At 42.1% G+C, this 17,923-nt stretch carries 10 protein-coding genes; 1 reads left to right on the forward strand and 9 read right to left on the reverse strand.

Annotated elements, in window-relative coordinates:
• Window positions 1-41 precede the first annotated feature (41 nt).
• The 8 genes from NQT65_RS03985 to NQT65_RS04020 form a co-directional block, all read right to left on the reverse strand.
• Window positions 42-1,103, reverse strand: coding sequence for a hypothetical protein (locus NQT65_RS03985; protein ID WP_256850560.1), 1,062 nt, complete (start codon window positions 1,101-1,103; stop codon window positions 42-44).
• A gap of 310 nt (window positions 1,104-1,413) precedes the next feature.
• Window positions 1,414-3,375 (reverse strand): exodeoxyribonuclease V subunit alpha, encoded by a 1,962-nt coding sequence (gene recD, locus NQT65_RS03990; RefSeq protein WP_256850561.1) that lies wholly within the window; start codon window positions 3,373-3,375, stop codon window positions 1,414-1,416.
• Complete coding sequence (recB, locus tag NQT65_RS03995; RefSeq protein ID WP_256850562.1) at window positions 3,372-6,935, reverse strand: exodeoxyribonuclease V subunit beta; 3,564 nt, start codon at window positions 6,933-6,935, stop codon at window positions 3,372-3,374. Before recB ends, recD begins: the two co-directional genes overlap by 4 nt.
• Window positions 6,922-10,224 (reverse strand): exodeoxyribonuclease V subunit gamma, encoded by a 3,303-nt coding sequence (gene recC, locus NQT65_RS04000; RefSeq protein ID WP_256850563.1) that lies wholly within the window; start codon window positions 10,222-10,224, stop codon window positions 6,922-6,924. Before recC ends, recB begins: the two co-directional genes overlap by 14 nt.
• Before the next feature lie 160 nt (window positions 10,225-10,384).
• Window positions 10,385-11,449, reverse strand: coding sequence for an alkaline phosphatase D family protein (locus NQT65_RS04005; RefSeq protein ID WP_256850564.1), 1,065 nt, complete (start codon window positions 11,447-11,449; stop codon window positions 10,385-10,387).
• Window positions 11,446-12,573, reverse strand: a complete 1,128-nt coding sequence (locus tag NQT65_RS04010) for an alkaline phosphatase family protein (RefSeq protein ID WP_256850565.1) — start codon at window positions 12,571-12,573, stop codon at window positions 11,446-11,448. The genes NQT65_RS04005 and NQT65_RS04010 overlap by 4 nt, the downstream gene beginning before the upstream one ends.
• A 71-nt stretch (window positions 12,574-12,644) precedes the next feature.
• The gene (locus tag NQT65_RS04015; protein WP_055255334.1) at window positions 12,645-14,918 is read right to left on the reverse strand and encodes a TonB-dependent receptor domain-containing protein; all 2,274 of its coding nucleotides are present in this window, start codon (window positions 14,916-14,918) and stop codon (window positions 12,645-12,647) included.
• A gap of 196 nt (window positions 14,919-15,114) precedes the next feature.
• Complete coding sequence (locus tag NQT65_RS04020; RefSeq protein WP_024032573.1) at window positions 15,115-16,158, reverse strand: alkene reductase; 1,044 nt, start codon at window positions 16,156-16,158, stop codon at window positions 15,115-15,117.
• A gap of 415 nt (window positions 16,159-16,573) precedes the next feature.
• Between NQT65_RS04020 and NQT65_RS04025 the strand changes: the two genes are divergently transcribed.
• Window positions 16,574-16,966 (forward strand): DUF2750 domain-containing protein, encoded by a 393-nt coding sequence (locus tag NQT65_RS04025; RefSeq protein WP_004588808.1) that lies wholly within the window; start codon window positions 16,574-16,576, stop codon window positions 16,964-16,966.
• Window positions 16,967-17,021: 55 nt separating this feature from the next.
• On the opposite strand, the gene NQT65_RS04030 is transcribed toward NQT65_RS04025, so the two are convergent.
• The gene (locus tag NQT65_RS04030; protein WP_256850566.1) at window positions 17,022-17,891 is read right to left on the reverse strand and encodes an alpha/beta fold hydrolase; all 870 of its coding nucleotides are present in this window, start codon (window positions 17,889-17,891) and stop codon (window positions 17,022-17,024) included.
• Window positions 17,892-17,923 lie beyond the last annotated feature (32 nt).

Raw genomic sequence — 17,923 nt, forward strand, 5'->3', positions numbered from 1 at the left:
AGCGTTTAATACCTAACGCGTTTATAAAATTTAGGTACTTATTAAGGGATCACGTTATAAATAAGTGCCGAGGCGCTTTGCGTGTTTGAATCCTTAATATAGCGGTAGTGTTTTTTCCAAAACCAAGTACCCGTTGTTTTATCAAATGTGTTAAAGCCAACATTTTGACCATCTACATTTATATTGTTCATGGCAATTGTGACATTCCCTTTGCGCTGCGCATTATGGATCTCGTTGTGGCTGTAACTGTCGCTCATCATCATTGGATAATGGTACGGCATAAAGCTATTAACGGCATCGCCTTGTGATTTTAACTGGCCGTTAGTATCAATACTGCTACTACAACTGCCAAACGATTTAGCCGCGCTTGCTCCACACGATGAATGCGATGCCACCACCGAATCATCATTACCTTTTAAAAACCCGCCCGTTAGACCTAGGTACTCATTACCATCGGCTACAAAACGTAAACGCGGCGTACGCGCATCTGGAAACGGCGAAATTTTGCGTGCGTTATTTACTTTTAAATCGTGTAATACGCCCACCGCTTCTGTCACATCGCTGCCTAACCACCATTTGAGTGCAGCATCCACTGCAAAGTTCCATGCTGCGCCAGTTAAAGCACTTACGGCAATATCGGCAAGCTCGCTGCCGCCCCCTGCTCCCGCTAAATCAAAGGTCGCCACAATATTAAGTGGCGTAAGCCCTGCATTTTCAAGCCAATTAGCTTGGTTATCAATAATATGGCGAGCAACTAAATCGCCTGTTGAATGCGTTACTAGCACACAGCCATCAGCACATAAGTTAGAACGCGATATTTGCTTTAATTTAGGCCATACCCAATCGGTCGCAATTTTACCTTCAATGCGCTCATAGGCAGGCCAATCAATACGTTCATCAGCACGGTTATTCCAATAGGTTTGCCAATAGGTTTCACCGTCGTTAATTACATCGCTGCCCGACTTATTGGTTATTTGCGATACCTGCAAGCCGTGGATCAGTATAATTTTGTGCTCTTTACTCAGTGCAGAAAAGCTCATTAAAAACGCAGCGCTGGCAAAAAGTAGATATTTAAGTGTGTGTGTTCGTTTAGAGTTGTTCATATAAATCCTTAATGTGTTCAGTGTTTTATTTTTATGCCTATGTACTTAAGGTATTCATTTACACATGTGCAGGCGCACATGCATTGACCAGTATTAGGAACAACGCTCAAAAATGCAACAATTTATTATCATTTAAATTCTGTTAAACCTATATTGACTGTATATTCAATTACTTAAATTTAAATAATTGCAATATATAGTATTATTTACACATACCTAGTAATTAGTCAGTACTAAAGCAAAAAAACCTAACGCATAAAAATACGTTAGGTTTTTAGTAATTAGTCCAACCTATAAATATAAACAGGTATTAGTATTTTAAACGCTCATACAATCCTGAGGCTCTTGATACGCTTTTGCTCATGGCCAATTGCAGTACTTTTTTATCGGCCACCAGCTCAAAGGTGTTTTTAGCACGTGTTATGCCTGTGTACACCAGCTGCCTATTTACGCCCATACTGGCGTGTTTAAGCGGCGGTAAAACCATAGCTGTATAACTAAACTCCGAGCCCTGCGATTTATGTATGGTCATTACATACACTTTATCGTGAGCAGGCAGGCGCGCGGGTGAAAACGCCCGTACCGTGTTTTGCTCATCAATAAATAATGCTTTTAACTGCCCGCTTTCATCGGGCATTAAAATACCAATATCCCCATTAAACAACTTAAGTTGATAATCGTTTTGGCTCACCATAATGGGCATACCACTGTAATGGCGCTGGTTTGGGCTTACCGATATTAACCCTTGCTGCACAAGTGCGCGCTCAATGCGGCTGTTTAAGCTATTTACGCCGTAATCACCCTCACGCACGGCCGCTAATAATTGATATTGAGAAAACGCCGCGTGAACATCTGCAACACTTGCCCCTTGGGCGATTAAATTTAAATAATGAGCGTAATGCTTAGCAGCACTGTTTATTAATTTTTCTATGGGTTTTGCAACAAAGTCATAATCTAAAATAACATCGTTAAATTGGCCTTGTGTGCTTTGCTGCTCTACGTATTTTAAAATACCGTTATGGTTAGTATTAACCGCCAGTGCAAGCTGGCCAATGCCACTTTGTGCATCAAACCGGTAGCTGTGTTGCAAAAACGCAATGCAATCAGCTAGTTTAAATTCGCTATGTCCAGGCGCCGCTAATTTAGCCTCTCCTTTAAAACATAAAGCATTGAGCTCATCACATCGTGCTTGCGAGTAATTAGGCGTTTCACCCAATGCTAACCCTTGGCATAAATCACTCATTACACTGCCGGTATCTACCGAGGCAAGTTGGTCTTTATCGCCAAGCAATATTAAACGCGCATGCGCAGGCAGTGCTTCTATTAATTTAGCCATGAGTGATAAATCAACCATGCTGGCTTCATCAATAATAAGTACATCTAAATGCAGCGGGTTGGTGCTGTTATGCTTAAATTTATTAGTAAAGGGTTTAACCCCTAAAAGCCGGTGAATAGTTTGCGCGCTATCGGGAATTAAGGCCTTTATATCCTCAGGAATAATTTTAAGTTGCTCTTTTGCACCTAAAATTGATTCACTTAAACGGGCTGCCGCTTTACCTGTAGGCGCCACCAGCTTTATGCTTAAAGGTGCACTTTTATAAAGCGACTGTAAAATAGCTAATAGCTTAGTCACGGTGGTGGTTTTACCTGTCCCTGGCCCGCCCGTAATAACGCTAAAGCCTTTTGTTGCGGCAATAGCGCAGGCTACTTTTTGCCAATCAATCGCCAGTGCTGAATTATCAACAAAGTAGTCATTTAATAATTGGCTGAGTAACTGGGTATTTATATTTAAATGGCGCTCACTCATCGCAAGTAAACGTGTAGCTAAGGTGTGCTCATAATCAGCTAGGCGCGCAAAATAAAGCCGTTCGTTAAATAACTGTAAGGGTTTGGCCTCGCCTACACTGTTATGGGCACTTAAACAGCTAAGCGCATCGAGGTAGTTAAAGGCTTCGTTAAAAGGCGATGTAATATTTGGTACATTGCCCTCGGTTTTAGTAAAGTCGCTTTGGCGTAAATTAAACGGGTTTTGCCAGTCGACTTCTTTTAATGTTAAACAGCTATGCTGGCTTTGCTGTGCTAAACACAGCAATAACACAATATAAAACACGTCGTTTTGCTGGTTATCGCACAGCATTAAGGCAAGCTTTACATCTACCATTCTTATGCGTTTTTCATCTAATAAGTAGTCAAGCAGCTCCACCGTATTTAACGGTTGGGCAGGTGCTGGCGGCTCATCAAACAAGCTTTGCTGCATAGGGTAGTCACTCATAACATGGCTCCTTGGCTAAATAAGCCATCTAATATAGTGATTTGCTCTGTGCTAAGCTTATTAAAATACACCCCTTTGCCCGCCGGCATGCCGCGTAAAAAAGTATAATAAACCCCGCCTAAGTGGGTTTCTATTGCATAATCACTGATGCGTTGTTTGAGTAATCGGTGCAGCGCAACGCTATAAATTAAATACTGTAAATGATACTGATGGCTATTCATGGCTTGCTCTAGCAGGTCGCTTTCATAGTCAGCGGGCGTATTGCCTAAGTAATTAGACTTATAATCTAAAATATAATACTTCCCTTGATAGCAAAAAATTAAATCTATAAATCCCTTTAACAGGCCTTTTACATGAGAAAACTCGAGTTTGCTTTGGGTAAAACCAAAGTGCTTAACCAGTATTTCGTTTAATTTAGGCGCGCTTAAACTATCTAAAGGTAAATTAAATTCCATTTCGACTAGGCAGTCTGTCGGGGCTAATTGACTTAAGCTTAATCCCTCATTGTTTAAGGGGCAGGTTAACGAATCAAGCACCCACTGCTCGGTCACGTGTTGCCAGCTTTCGCTAATATGGTATTTATCCAGCGCATGTTTAACTACCTCTGCTAAATTTTGCTCTGGATTTGTAGGGTGTACTTGCGCACTGGTAAAGTCTATTTGCTCAAATATTTCATGCAAACAGCTTCCGGGCTTCGCCCCCTTGGGAAAACTGTAAGGCGATGGTATTTCATCTTGGCTGTTAGCAAATTCATCTTTTTCATGATCTTCATCGCTGCGCCCAGGCTCAATATGATCGGTGTGCTTTTTAAAGCTCAGCGCGCTAAAGCTGGTTGCTCGCCAATCTCGCTCTATGTTGGCTGTAACCGTATTAACTCTTAACGCTTGGCTTTGCTGCACTGCGCTATTGAGTGTTAATTGGCCTTGTTCGGCCAATTGCTCAGCCGTAAATTGCTGATAATGCATTTCGGTGTGAGCGTCGCAAAATTCACTTAAATGGGTGCGCCACGTTTGGCTACTTGTAAGCTCAAGCCCTTCAAATAACACATGCCCTAATGCACTACTTTGTATAGCCAAGCGACTACTTTGCCCTTGCCCTATGTTATACACCCCAAGTGCACAAAAATGTACCGCGCGGGTAAGGGCAACATAAAGTAAGCGTAAGTCTTCAGCTAGGCGTTCTTGCTCGGCTTGTGCTAAGGCGTCTTCGTTTTTACTTAAATCGTAAACTAGCTGGCCGTTTTGATGATACAGCGCTTCTTTAGTTTCGCGATAGCCACTGGCAAAAGGCATAAATACCAGCGGATACTCGAGCCCTTTTGAGGCATGCATAGTCACAATTTTAACTAAGTTGGCGTCACTCTCTAGGCGTACTTGCACGGTTTCGCCATCTTGCTGGCTTACTTTTTGTGCAAACCAACGTAGCAAGCGCAAAGTGCCTTCTAGCTCTATTTGCTTTTGCTGCAGTATTTCACCTAAGTGTCTAAAGTCGGTTAACCAGCGCTCAACGTTATAGCCAAGCCCTTGCCACTTAGCGCTCAGCTGATTATGACTTAACAAACGCTCAAGCATGGCCATTGCGCCCTGCTTGTTCCAAATATGGCTAAGTTGAGCAAAAAAGTTTAAGTGCTCTTGCCATTTATTTTCATCATCAGCAAGGGCGTAAATTTCGTTGTAGCTTAAACAAAATAATGGCCCTGCTAATACGCCGCGCAGTAATGACTCGTTGTATTGCCCATGCAATGCCGTTAAAAAATTAAGTAAATGGTGGCTAAGCTCTTGGCTAAAAACACTGTCGCGCGATAAATACACGCTAGCAATATTGGCATTGCTCAGTGCTTTTTTCATTATTTGCGCTTCTACACGGTCGCGCACCAATATACAAATATCGGCAGCGGTCACCTTATGCTTACCAATGCACGCTCGCCCTTGCTCGGCTTGCTCAAGCAGTGTCACTATTTTATTAGCAAAATAGCTGGCCAAATGCCCTTGCCCAACGCCTTTACTGGTGGGTTTGTTTTTTTCATCTGCAGCTTCATCTACAAATACATTAAATTCAAACGCGGTGGCAGGTTTGTCATCTATTGTAAATGTTTCATCGGCTTTTTTGCCTTTTGCTGCTACTGCGTTAAACGGTATGGCATCGTTATAAATAAAGCTATTGGCATGTTTAGAAAACAAGCTGTTTACACTGCTTACTATATCGGTGCTTGAGCGAAAATTAGTACCTAAAGTAAATTGCTGCTCAGGCTCCACCGACTCTTTTGCGCCAATATAGGTAAAAATATCAGCGCCCCTAAAGCCATAAATAGCCTGTTTTGGGTCGCCTATCATGGCAAGCGTCGTTTTTTCTTGGCCGTATATTTTGCTAAAAATTCCGTACTGAATCGGATCGGTATCTTGAAACTCATCAATCATGGCAACAGGAAATAGCTGCGCTATTTTTTGCGATAAAGCCTCGCCCTGCTCGGCATTTAAAGCACTGTGTAAATTAGTCAGTAAATCATCAGGGGTGATCACACTTTGCTCTTGCTTGCGTTTTACAATTGCCTGTTTAACCCACCGAGCTGCGGTTTGTACAACGGCAATTTTAAGGCCCTGATTAATTTTAGTATTAAGTGCACTAAGCTCATCAAACAAGCTAAGCAGAGGGTGGCTAAATAATGGCTGATTTTTTTTATAATTACTGGCATCACTTAGGTTTTCGCTGCTCCACACCTCAAACGAGTATTTATTGGTGCCAAATTCAAAAAATAACTCATCGCCTAAACAAAATCCTTCAAGGGCCGTTAAACTGCCTTTTCGCCCAGGTGTTTTAGAGCCACTTAAACCCGAGCCCTTTATTGCGGCTATAAACTCTTGCTCCAGCACTGCTTTTTTAAAAGCGGGTACTTTAGCAATGTACTCATCGCGAGCTTTAAATACGTCATCTAAGTTTATTTGCGGCACTATGTTCGCATTGGCTTTATTTAGCACACTACTAACTTGGCTAAATAGCGATTCAGGGGCTGCAAACACCTCTAAAATAGCATCCGTGCGTTCTTTATTAAGTGGGTATACAAAGGCGCGCCAAAAATCCTTAATTGTGTCGAGCAGAATGTCGCGCTCATCTAGAATAAATTCAAGATTAAAAGCAACGCCTGATTCAAACGCATGCTGCTTTAACATACGTTGGCAAAAACCATGAATGGTAAATATAGCGGCTTCGTCCATAGATTTAGCGGCGGCATCGAGTAAATCAAAGGCGCGATGTTTATCATCTACTGCGGCTATTACACCTTCTATTAATTCATCATTTGGGTTTTGGCCAAGTAATGCATCGCGCGCAGCAATAATACGGCTGCGTACGCGGTCTTTAATTTCTTGCGTTGCAGCATCGGTAAATGTCACCACCAATATTTGCTCAACGCTTAACGGGGTGTTTATCTCCCCTGGTATTTGCAAGCCTAATAAATAACGTAAATAAAGCCCGGTAATGGTGTAGGTTTTACCTGTACCCGCACTGGCTTCTATTAAACTTTGCCCTTTTAACGGCATTGTTAGCGGATTAAGCGCTTGCATGGTCACTCTCCTTTGCATGTGCATGTAATGGGGAGAGTAATTTTTCGCTCCACTTAATAAATTCTTCTTGGCAGTCATTGAGCGATTGCACCGTTAAACGAATATACGGGTTTTCGCCCTCGCCGCGCCCTATGTATTGTGGGTTAAACTTGCTAATGGCTTTACCAATATCGCCACCACTTTTAACGTATTCATAGCCACTTACCGGATAAAATGCCACAGGCTCTTTGCGCAAGGCTTGGTATAACGAAAACCAATCATTGAGTAAGGCATCGGCCTCATTTTTACTCAGTGGTGCAAAGCTAATTTGCTTATCGAGCCCCAGTAAAAGGGTTTCAACATTTTGCTCCATACTTTGTGCAACAAGATGATAAATAAAGCCTTTAATTAAATCTTTGGCCTTTATACTGGCACTTCGGTAAAACACTTGTTTTTGAAGGTAAATATGATTAAGCCAGCCCTCAATGGTGGTGTTCTCTATGCGCAAAGACACCTCAAGCGGGTCGGTTTTGCCGCTTTTAATATGCTCTTTTACTTGCCCGGCTAGTGCATCTACTCGGTGCGCCATGCTCTCATACACTAAATTGCCCACATTGGCTTGTGGCAGCTCCCCCCGTTGCAATATTTGCTCTGTACTTAAAGGTTGCTCATTAATGTTGGCTTGCAGTATTTCGTCTAAATAAAAGTAGCGGCGCAGCGCATCTAGGCTAAAAGGCTCTTCATCTTTTGCTACTTCGTTAAATTCAGGAAGGCGTAACCCTAATGTTTGCTGGTAAAAGCTCTCTTGTGCGTTGCACACACTGCGAATAAATACATCAAGCTCTAATTGCGCGGGCGCTGTTACATCAATGGCTGTTAGCGGCTGCGCGTCTATGCGCTCGCTTGGTAGCCATATAGGATTAAAACTGTGATTACTCAGCTGTTCATCAGCTTCACTGTCTGCTGTGTAATACGCTCGATTAAAAGGCTGCAAGTGCTGTTGATTAATCAAACACCCAGGCAGCGTTTTTTCGCTGTTATTTGCTAACGTAAAGCTGCGGCCTATGTACTCTAAAAGCTCGCTTACTAAGGTCGAGGGCATACGTGGTTGATTGTCAAAACACGAGCGGCCAATGTAACTTATGTATAAATTTTCGCGGGCACTCAGGAGGGCTTCTAAAAATAAGTAGCGGTCATCTAATTTACGTGAACGGTCACCTTTTTGTTTTTTAGAATACGGCACTAAGTCAAACCCTATTGGCTGCACCGTACGTGGGTAATCGGCATCGTTTAAACCAAGCATACACACCACTTTAAACGGCACGGCGCGCATAGGCATTAGTGTACAAAAGTTAACTTGCCCCACTAAAAAGCGCTGTCCTACCCCTTTTTCCTGAATGCCTTGTTTTATCAGGTAGCTTACAATTCGTTGCGATACATGTTTATCGTAATCGCCATTATCGTGGTGCTTTTTAAGCTCCTCTAAAACATTTTGCAGTACCAGTAAATCCCAGCTGTCTTCGCCCTCATTGTAATAAATAGCATTTATTAGCTCAGATAAAATATCCGCTTTATTGCTAAGGGTATCATCAGGTGTTAGCTCATCTTTAAAGCGCTGCAGTACATCAATAAAATGCACCAGTTTATTAAGGGTATCAAGCGCCATGCCCTCTACTTCATCAGCACTGTAAATGCCGTTAAACGGGCATTGCTCATCGCGCTGGGCTATGCCTAGCAGTAAACGGTTTAAACCATGCTGCCAGGTATTTAAATCTATTGCGGGTAAATCAAAGCTGCTTTTGTGCTCCGCATTTATACCCCATTTAACCCCTACACGCTCAAGCCAATATTGAATTTGTTCGTACTCGTGCGCCTCTAGCGCAAATTTTTCGGCAATTTGTGTTACTTGCAGTAAATCAAGTATATCCGAGACACCAAAACGCGAAAACGGCAAATTGGCTAAGCTGGCAAACGAGCTCAGCACCGGTTTTTCTTGCTCTATGGCTAAATCGGCCAATGCATAAGGAATAAAGCGACTGGTGTTTTGCGCGCCGCCAAATACCGCTTCAATATACGGGCTGTACGTACCTACATCAGGCATCATTACAATAATGTCTTTAGGAGTGAGCGACGGGTTTTGATTAAACAAAGTAAGTAAATAGTCGTGCAAGCGCTCAACTTCTCTAAGCGGTGTGTGGCAATCGCTTAAAGTAATGCTGGTGTCGCTGTCGCTAATGGGCAATTTGCCCTCATCATTTATAAACCATTGCTTATTATCGGTAAGCGACTCACCTTTAAATGCAAGTTGGTAAATCTCGCTTTGAATTTGACCCAGTAAGCTATCGTCAAACGCATCTATAAAGCCATCAATCCAACGCGCATCAAGTTGTACGAGTTGCTCAAAATAATCGCGCCCTAGTTTTCCCCATGACGATAAAAGCGGATTACCTATAAAGTAGTATTCTTCATCAGGGTTAGTTTGTTTTTTTTGCTGCGCTTCTAAAAGCGGCATTTTGGCGTATTTGGCATTTATTTTGGCTGCTGTTTTTTCATCAACCACATCGCCCCAATAATGCTCGCTAGGATTAAAAAAGAATAAAAACACCTCTGTTTTTTTGCTCAGGGCTTCAAACACCTCAAGCTGCGAGCTCGCAATCGCCGATATACCAAATAAACTAATGCGCTTAGGTAATAAGCTATTATCCATATTCTCAAGGGCATCGAGTAGCTGCCCTTGCATATTGGCACGATGAAATTGGCTTTGCCCAAGCGCTTTACTGTGCGCCACCAGCTTTCGCCATAAATCGCTTTGCCACGGAGCAATGCTTACATCAACATCGTCAAGTTCGTCTTTGCCGCTATCCCAAGTGGCAATCCAATGCGGGCGGTACATTAAATATTGGTCGTACACATCGGCAATTTTTTCACACAGGGCAAAGGTTTTTTGCCCATCTAGGTCGCCCTCTAAATAGGTTTTTAAGGGCAAATAAAGCGGTTCATCAATACAGCTGGGCAGTATTGCAAATAATTTCCAAGCAAGGTTAGGCTTATTAAATGCCGACTCTTTAGGTACATTGGGCAGTAACTGCTGATACAACTGCCATATAAAGCTCGATGGCAGCGGAAAATCGACCTGCGCGGCTAACCCTAGGTTTTCGCTTAAACCAATTTTAAGCCACTGCGACATACCCGGCGACTGCACTAATACCACTTCTTTATCGAATGGGCTTTGCAACGGGTTTACTTTTAATAGTTGATTAAACTGAGCCTGCAGCGCTTCCATACGGTTTGATTGAATAATATTGAGCATACAACTGGAGTCCTTACTTGAAGTAAAACCAGTTTAAGATATTTTCATTTATAGGGGTAGCGCAATCAGCAAATTGGCACTAATAAATCAGCGGGTTAGCATGGAGTTTAAACGCACAGCGTTAATTTTAATCACTGTGCGTTTTATTTGTCAGGTCATTTTATTTATAAGGGCTAATGCTTGATAAGCTAAATGCGCTTTGCATAATCACTTTACCATCTATCCCTTTAAGCTTAAGTGAGATGGCCGGATCTGCTTGTTGCCAATCTATGCTTAAATCGCCGTAATTCACATTGTGGGTGTAATCACCTACACGGTGTTTATTGGGGCTTACGTCTTTCCACTTTTCAGTGAGGCCTGAGCTGGTCATTTCTATTAAAGGGTAATCGAGGTTTTGTTGATACTTTGATATTTCGCCCCAGTGCGTATCGCCACTGATGATAATAACCCCATTCACTTGATACTTTTTAATTAACGCAAATAAACGGTTACGATCCTCTGGGAAATTAGCCCACGACTCCCACCCTGTAAAATCGGGTAATAACTGCAAGCTTGAGGCAATTAGCTTTATAGCCGCAGGCTTTTTAAGCTCTTGCTCAAGCCATTGCCACTGCGCCTCACCTAGCATAGACGCGCCTTTCACCTCTGTTGGACTATACGGGCCTTGGTTATTAAGCTTACGCTTAGTGTAATATTCAAGCTCGCTTACGTGGTTAAGCGCATCACGGTTCCAACGTAAATCGGGCATTATTACGTGTACTGTTTGCTCATCCTCACCATACATATACGACGTGTAAATGCCATCCGTGCGGGTGCGTCTGGGTGAGCTTTTAGGCTCGCCCCAAAAATCGAGCATAATTTGGCGAGATTGCTCTTTATGTGGGTAGTCTTTTCCAATATCGTTTTGACCAAAGTCGTGATCGTCCCACATCGCAATGATTGGCGTATTCGCTTTTAGTGTTTTAAAGCCTGGTTTTGCACCTAATTTTTGGTATTTATTGGCAAGTACCGTCATATCGTTGGTGTCGCCGTAAATATTGTCACCTAAAAATATAAATAAATCGCCCTGCTCTTTATTAATGGTGTCAAATATTGGGATGTCTTTATCTTGATGCCCACACGAGCCAAATAAAATTTTTGAAGGGGCTGCTGCCATAGCGTTTGCGCTGAACGCTAACCCTAATGCTAATACGGCGTGTGTAATAGGTTTTACTAACTGCTTCATTTTAAAATCTCACTTATTGGCGATGCCATGTTTGAATTTAGGTGTTTTGGGTTTATACCCAATGCGCTTAAAACAGTGGCTGCAACCTGCGCCTGTTTAAGCTCATTTTGTGTTGTAATTAAACCGTGCCCTTTTATTGCAGGACCAATGGCAGCAAGCCAAATATGCTCAGAGCCGACAATGCCCTCAGGAAATTTATTACCCGCTAAATGCAGCTCAGCCAATGCACGTTTAGAGCTATGGTGTTGCCAGTCACTTGCACTGCTTCCGCGGCCGTGGTCGGTGGTAACAATAAGCGTTGTATTGTTTTTATAGCCCGGTGTAGTTTGAATTGTGCTCCATAAGTCTTTTATAAACGCATCGTTTTGCCTTGCAGATTTTAAATACTGGTCGTAATGGCCATCGTGCGCAAAGTCATCGGTTTCACCTAAGCTAATAACTAGCAAGCGCGGCGTTTTTGCCAGCATATACGCTTTAGCAAATCGGTAAGTAAAACTGTCTAAGCGTACGTTTTCCCATGGGCTTGGAATTTCATTTTGCAATGCGTTTAAAAGCTTAGCATCGGCAAATAAATCGTTTTCTATGGGCATAAAACCCGCATTCACATACACGTTACTACGCTGTGTATTCACAATGTAAGGAAATACATCCCAACTCCCAAACAAAGCGGTTTTGCCTTTAAAGTCTGCACGCTCATCTAGGCGCTCTAAAATGGTTTTATTCGCGTTTAATACTTTATTGTTGCTATTAATTTTTTCATCTACTTCGCCGGTGAGAATTTCGTTATACCCAGGGTATGAAAAATACCAAGGGTTGCTCACCGACATATTAGAGCCTTTTGCTCTATCACCAACAATTACACCCTTTTTAGCCACATGTTGCGTTAAAAATGGCATGAGTAATTGCTGGCGCTTATTGGCGGTAGGCGCCCAAAATTGCTTATTTAATTGCGTTGGGTTTTTAACAAAATCGGCATTATTAATGAGGTTTTTATCTGCGCCGCTAAACACCTCTTGCCAGCGCACACCATCAAGGGTCACTAGCACTACATTTTGCGCTGCGCTTGCGGTATTGCTGATTAATACAATGATGCTAAATACCGTGGCTTTTATAATTGAGTTCATAATAACTGTGTACCTTTAACAAAAAGCCCATCAAAGATGGGCTTTTAATTATTTACTGTACATTATGGCTATTAAAACGTAGCCGATAACGTCAGTGCTGCTGTACGTGGCGCACCAATAAAGTAAGTGCTGCCATTACCCGTACCACCCGCTAAATAGCTTTTATCGGTAACGTTATAAACAACAAAGGCAACATCAATAGCTTTAAATGGCCCTGCGTTTATATCGGTTGCGTAACCTGCGTTTAAATCAACCACGGTATAGCCATCAACTTCGCCACGCTCACCTGTGTATTTAGCCGATAAACCAAAGCGGAAATCACCGCTAAAGTAATCGGTCGATAGCACAAATAAGTCATCTACTGAGTCTATTACTTTTTCACCGGCTTCAAACCCGGGTGCATCGCCTTTGTACTCTGAGTCATTATTCGTGTACGAGCTATATACACTCCATTGTGGGCTTAGCATGTAACTTGCCGACAGCTCTAAACCTTGCGATTCAATACCCCCTACGTTTAAGTAAGAGCCATTTGTACCTATGGTGTAATCAATACCGCCAGTGTCACTACCTGGGGCAATGAACGTAATACGGTTATCAAATTCAATTGAATACGCTGTTGCGGTGAGATTTAGCGCGTTATTTTGATAACGTACACCTAAATCGATGTTTTCAGCGGTTTCAGCTTCAATGGCTGATAAATCAGAGCTGTCGCGCTCAAGCACACCGTCTTTAATAGCAGCAAAGTTTTCGCTGTAGCTGGTAAATAGCTCTGTTGAGTTATTTAGCTGATACAAAATACCACCACTAAATAACACATCAGAGTCGCTATTAACTTTAGCGGTTGTGGCATTTTGATAATGGTCGTACTTTTCAATATCAACAAGGTACTTTTTAACACCCACGTTAAGCGTGAAATCGCCAAGGGCCATTGAATCCTGCGCGTACCATTTAAGGGTGTCGGTCTCAAAGGTGTTTTTATACTGGGTCCAGTATGGCGTGCTATCAAAGTGATGGTAAATGCTGGCATTAATTACTTTGTGCCAATCGCGAGACTCGTCACGGTCGCTTTGCTCATACCAAAAACCGGCTTCTATGTCGTGCATGCCAAACGTAGCTTGGTAGTTAGCAGTAACCCCTAAGCGGTCTTTTTTGTAATGCGTATGACGATACGACATTACAGGTATTGCCGTATCATCGTAACATGCTGGATTTAAACCAGGGCCCGACTCCCACGGCCAGCTTAAACTTGCCGTACATCCTTCGTTTGGTGCCAGTGCGTTACCTGCGCTATCTACAAAACCGTAAGAGCCTGCGTTAGTGCCGCCCTCTGTAGTTGGATTGCCGTTTTCATCTACTGGAGTTGTTAAATACGGTGGGATCCAATCGCCACGGCCCGAGTTTTTATGATAATAAGGGCTCACTGTAATAAGCGATGTTGGCGAAAGCGCATACTCAAACTTTAAATACGCTAGTGTATTTTCACGCAGTGTACCCCAGCCCTCAGCAAACATTTGGTCGTAATGTGGAACGCCTGTCCAGTTCCACGTTAACTGATCCCACTCTGGCGTTTGTTCAAATTGCGCAAGACTTACACTGTTGTAGTTAGTCTCGCTTACATCATCGTAAGATAAACGCCCTGTAATTGTTAAATCAGCAAGCGTTGTTACAAATTTAAGCTCTGCGTGTTGATTATCTTTTCCGCCGTTGCTACCCGAGCCAATCCAGCGGCTAGTATCAGTTTGCGAGTAACTTACATACGCTTGTGTATTATCAAATAAAGTACCCGTTTCGTGCTTAACGTAAAAGCGGGTCGCATCATGACTACCCGAGGTGTAAGCAAACGTGGTGCTGCTATCAAGGCTTGGCGCTTTACTTACAAAGTTAAATGTACCGCCTAGTGCCTCAAGCGATGCCGATTTAATATCTGAGGTGCCTTGGCCTACTTCTACAGTGGCTAAATTTTCAGTGTCTAGGTAACGGTTTGCTTTAGCGCCACCACCATAGTTTGAGCCACCGTTAGGAATACCATCAACGGTCATCCCTAATTGCTGTTGGTTTGAGTCAATACTAAAACCACGCATAGTAATTGTGGTAGACCAGTCATCGCCACCAAATGCATCGCCTTCGTTTATGCTAATGCCAGGTAAGTTATCGATAACCGATAACACACTCGAAACCGTTGTTTGTTGATCAAGCATTGCAGGCTCAATCACATTATTTGCGTAACTGGTTGGTTTTGCAGTAACGGTTATTTCTTCTATTTCGTTGTCATTTGCATAAGCTGACGTTGATACAGCCATAGCAATTGCCATGCTCAAAATCGATTTATTAGTTAAAGCGTACATTGTGATCCCGTTTGGTTTTAATTATCTAAAGTAATTATGAAAGCGGGCACAGTATGATTTCGAATTATGACGACAAAAATGAAGTTTATTTACAGGGGTGTTAAAAAAATGTGGGGTTTTTATGGCTTTGTTATGTCATTTGTAAGTCAGCCTAAGTACAAAAACCTAGGCTGATTTATATGTAAATACTAATTCATTAGAATAGTTTAGCTAACATCTCGTCACTATAAGCAACAAGTTCTTCATTATTAGCCACTTTACTAATGTAATCTGGATTAGCAATAAATGGACGACCAATCGCAATTAAATCAAACTGGCCATTATTTATTGCTTGTTTTGCATCATCAAAACTATAGCTACCTACCCCTACAAGGCTGGTTTTAGTGTTAGCGCGCAAATACTGCGAGGTTGTTTTACCTTCTAAGGAGTCAAATTGAGTGCTGTCATCAAAAATACCGCCATGAATGTAAGCCAGTTTTTTGTCATCTAGCTGCGCTAATAAATAATCAAATACCGCTTTATCACGCTTATCTTCTTCCATATTAAAATAAGCACCTGGCGATAACCTAATTGCCGTACGCTCATTACCTACTGCATTAACAACCGCATCGGTCACTTCTATTGCAAAACGCGCCATATTTTCAGGTGTTTGGCCATATTCATCTGTGCGCTCATTTGCAGCGTAATGTAAAAACTGATCAATTAAATAACCATTTGCGCCATGAATTTCTACACCATCAAAACCAGCTTCAATGGCGTTTTCGGCCGCTTTAGCAAAGTCGGCTATCAGTGAATTAATATCCTCTTTAGTGGCCGCTTTTGGCGTAATGTACGTCAGTTCACGCATACGTGGTACAGAGCCTTCAACACCAATTGCCGATGGCGCTAATACTTCGCCGTCAAAAAAGTGGGGGTGAGCAACACGGCCAACATGCCAAAGCTGTGCAAACATTTTACCGCCGTTTGCATGTACGGCGTCGGTTACTTTTTTCCAGCCTTGAATTTGCTCGCTGGTAAATAACCCCGGTGTATTTGGGTAGCCTTGTGCATCTGGGCGAATAATAGTGGCTTCGCTAATAATTAAGCCGGCATCGGCACGGCGCGCATAATATTCGACCATATCTTGCGTGGGTACTAAATTATCATCAGCCATACAACGGGTTAAAGGCGCCATAAAAACGCGATTTTTAAGTTCAAGTGAGTCGTTTAATGTATACGGGGCCAGTAAATCTGTGGTCATTGTTAAATCCTTCATTAAGAGTATGCATATGAGATGCGGCCTTTTTAACAACATTCAAGGGTAATTTTGAATGCTCGCTCAAAATATACTCAGGGAGTACCAAAACAGATCTGAAATACAAAATTAAATAACCTGAACTCTGGTTAAGAGATTTACTAACATATTTTATCATGATGATAGTTAAGCTTATTTTATCTCTAGCCAGAGATTTTCAGTAAAAACAAGGCGAATTTACGCGTCCATAGCTAGCCTATTGCAAGTAAATTCAACGCAGTTAGCACTTAAAATAGCTGCTAGAAATAGATTTATTATCCAGAGTTCAGGTTAAATAATAATTTTTCAACACACTGTCACATAACTCGATATACTTGTAACAGTAAGATTCAAATTTGAAGCAATAAAGAGTGAGCCAATTATGACAACTGCAAATGCGACTGAAGAACAAACCGTAATTTTAGGGCTAGGGGCAAAAAAACGACTCGCTTTTATGTTTGAAACCGTACAACAGTACAAACAAGTATGGATTTTAAACGATGATGATGGCTGCGTAATGCTTGCCAACGAAGATGACGACTGTGTACCAGTGTGGCCAACCCGCGATTTTGCACAAGCTTGGGCCACGGGCGAATGGGAAGGCTGTACACCAAAAGCCATTCCGACTAAAGATTGGTTTAGCCGCTGGACACCTGGCCTTGAAGAAGACGACCTACTTATTGCGGTGTTCCCTACCGAAGAGGACGACGGCACGGTGCTTTTTCCTGATGAATTTGAAAGCCAGTTAAAAATCCCTAAAAAAAGAAAGTACTAAGTAGCCAGCATCACGTTATTTAGTTTATAAACGCGGCCTAAAATAGCCGCGTTTTTTATATCTGCTTTCTAAAATTTAAATAAGCCTCAGTTATAGCCTTGGCATCTTCTATTTGTGGGTAGTGCCCAAGCTCACCAAACCCTTGTACGCGCGCATTAGGTATTGTTTTTTTATAGTGCTCAAGCATGTGTTTACCCGATATTGGGTCTTGCTCACCTGCAATAAACGTAACCGGTATATCGCTATTAATCATTGCCCCAACCCAGCGCTGTTCGTTTTGTTTTCGCTGTGTAATATATTTAATTAGCTTGGGCATTACACGTAAACCCTTGTTATAAATTAACAACGCCCAAAGGGTATCAATTACCATAGGGGCTGGTGGCGTGTTTTTGCCAAAAATAGTGATTAAATTTTTAGCAAACTTTTGTTTGCTCATTAGCTTAGGTACTAGCCAACCAAGTTTTGAAAGTAGCAGCTTTTGGATAAATAAAGGTTTATGAATGTGTGGAAATAACCCGCCATTTAAAAAACATACACTGTGTATGCGTATGTCGCTTTGAGCAGCAACTTGCCTTGCTAATAGCTCTTGAGCCACGGTATCACCATAATCATGGGCTAATAGGTGTACACTGGTAATATTTAAACGCTTTAAAAGTTGCGTGTATAAATCAGCTTGCTCTGTAATGTTATAAGCCGCATTTATTGGTTTATCCGAAAGACCAAAACCCAGCATATCAAGTGTAATTAAAAAGTAGTGTTTTTTGAGCTCATCCCACATACCCTCCCAGTCCCAGCTTGCACTTGGAAAGCCGTGTATCAAAAGGAGTGCGGGGTTATTAGCACCCCCCGCTGTTTTAGTAAAAATTTGCTGGGCATTTATATCAATAAACTGCCCGTTTGTTTGCCACTGCGAAAGCGTATACATAGGCTGCTACCCATTAATTTTTATTATTGTAA

The organism is Pseudoalteromonas agarivorans (genome assembly GCF_024518735.1).
GTDB classification, from domain to species: Bacteria; Pseudomonadota; Gammaproteobacteria; order Enterobacterales; family Alteromonadaceae; genus Pseudoalteromonas; species Pseudoalteromonas atlantica.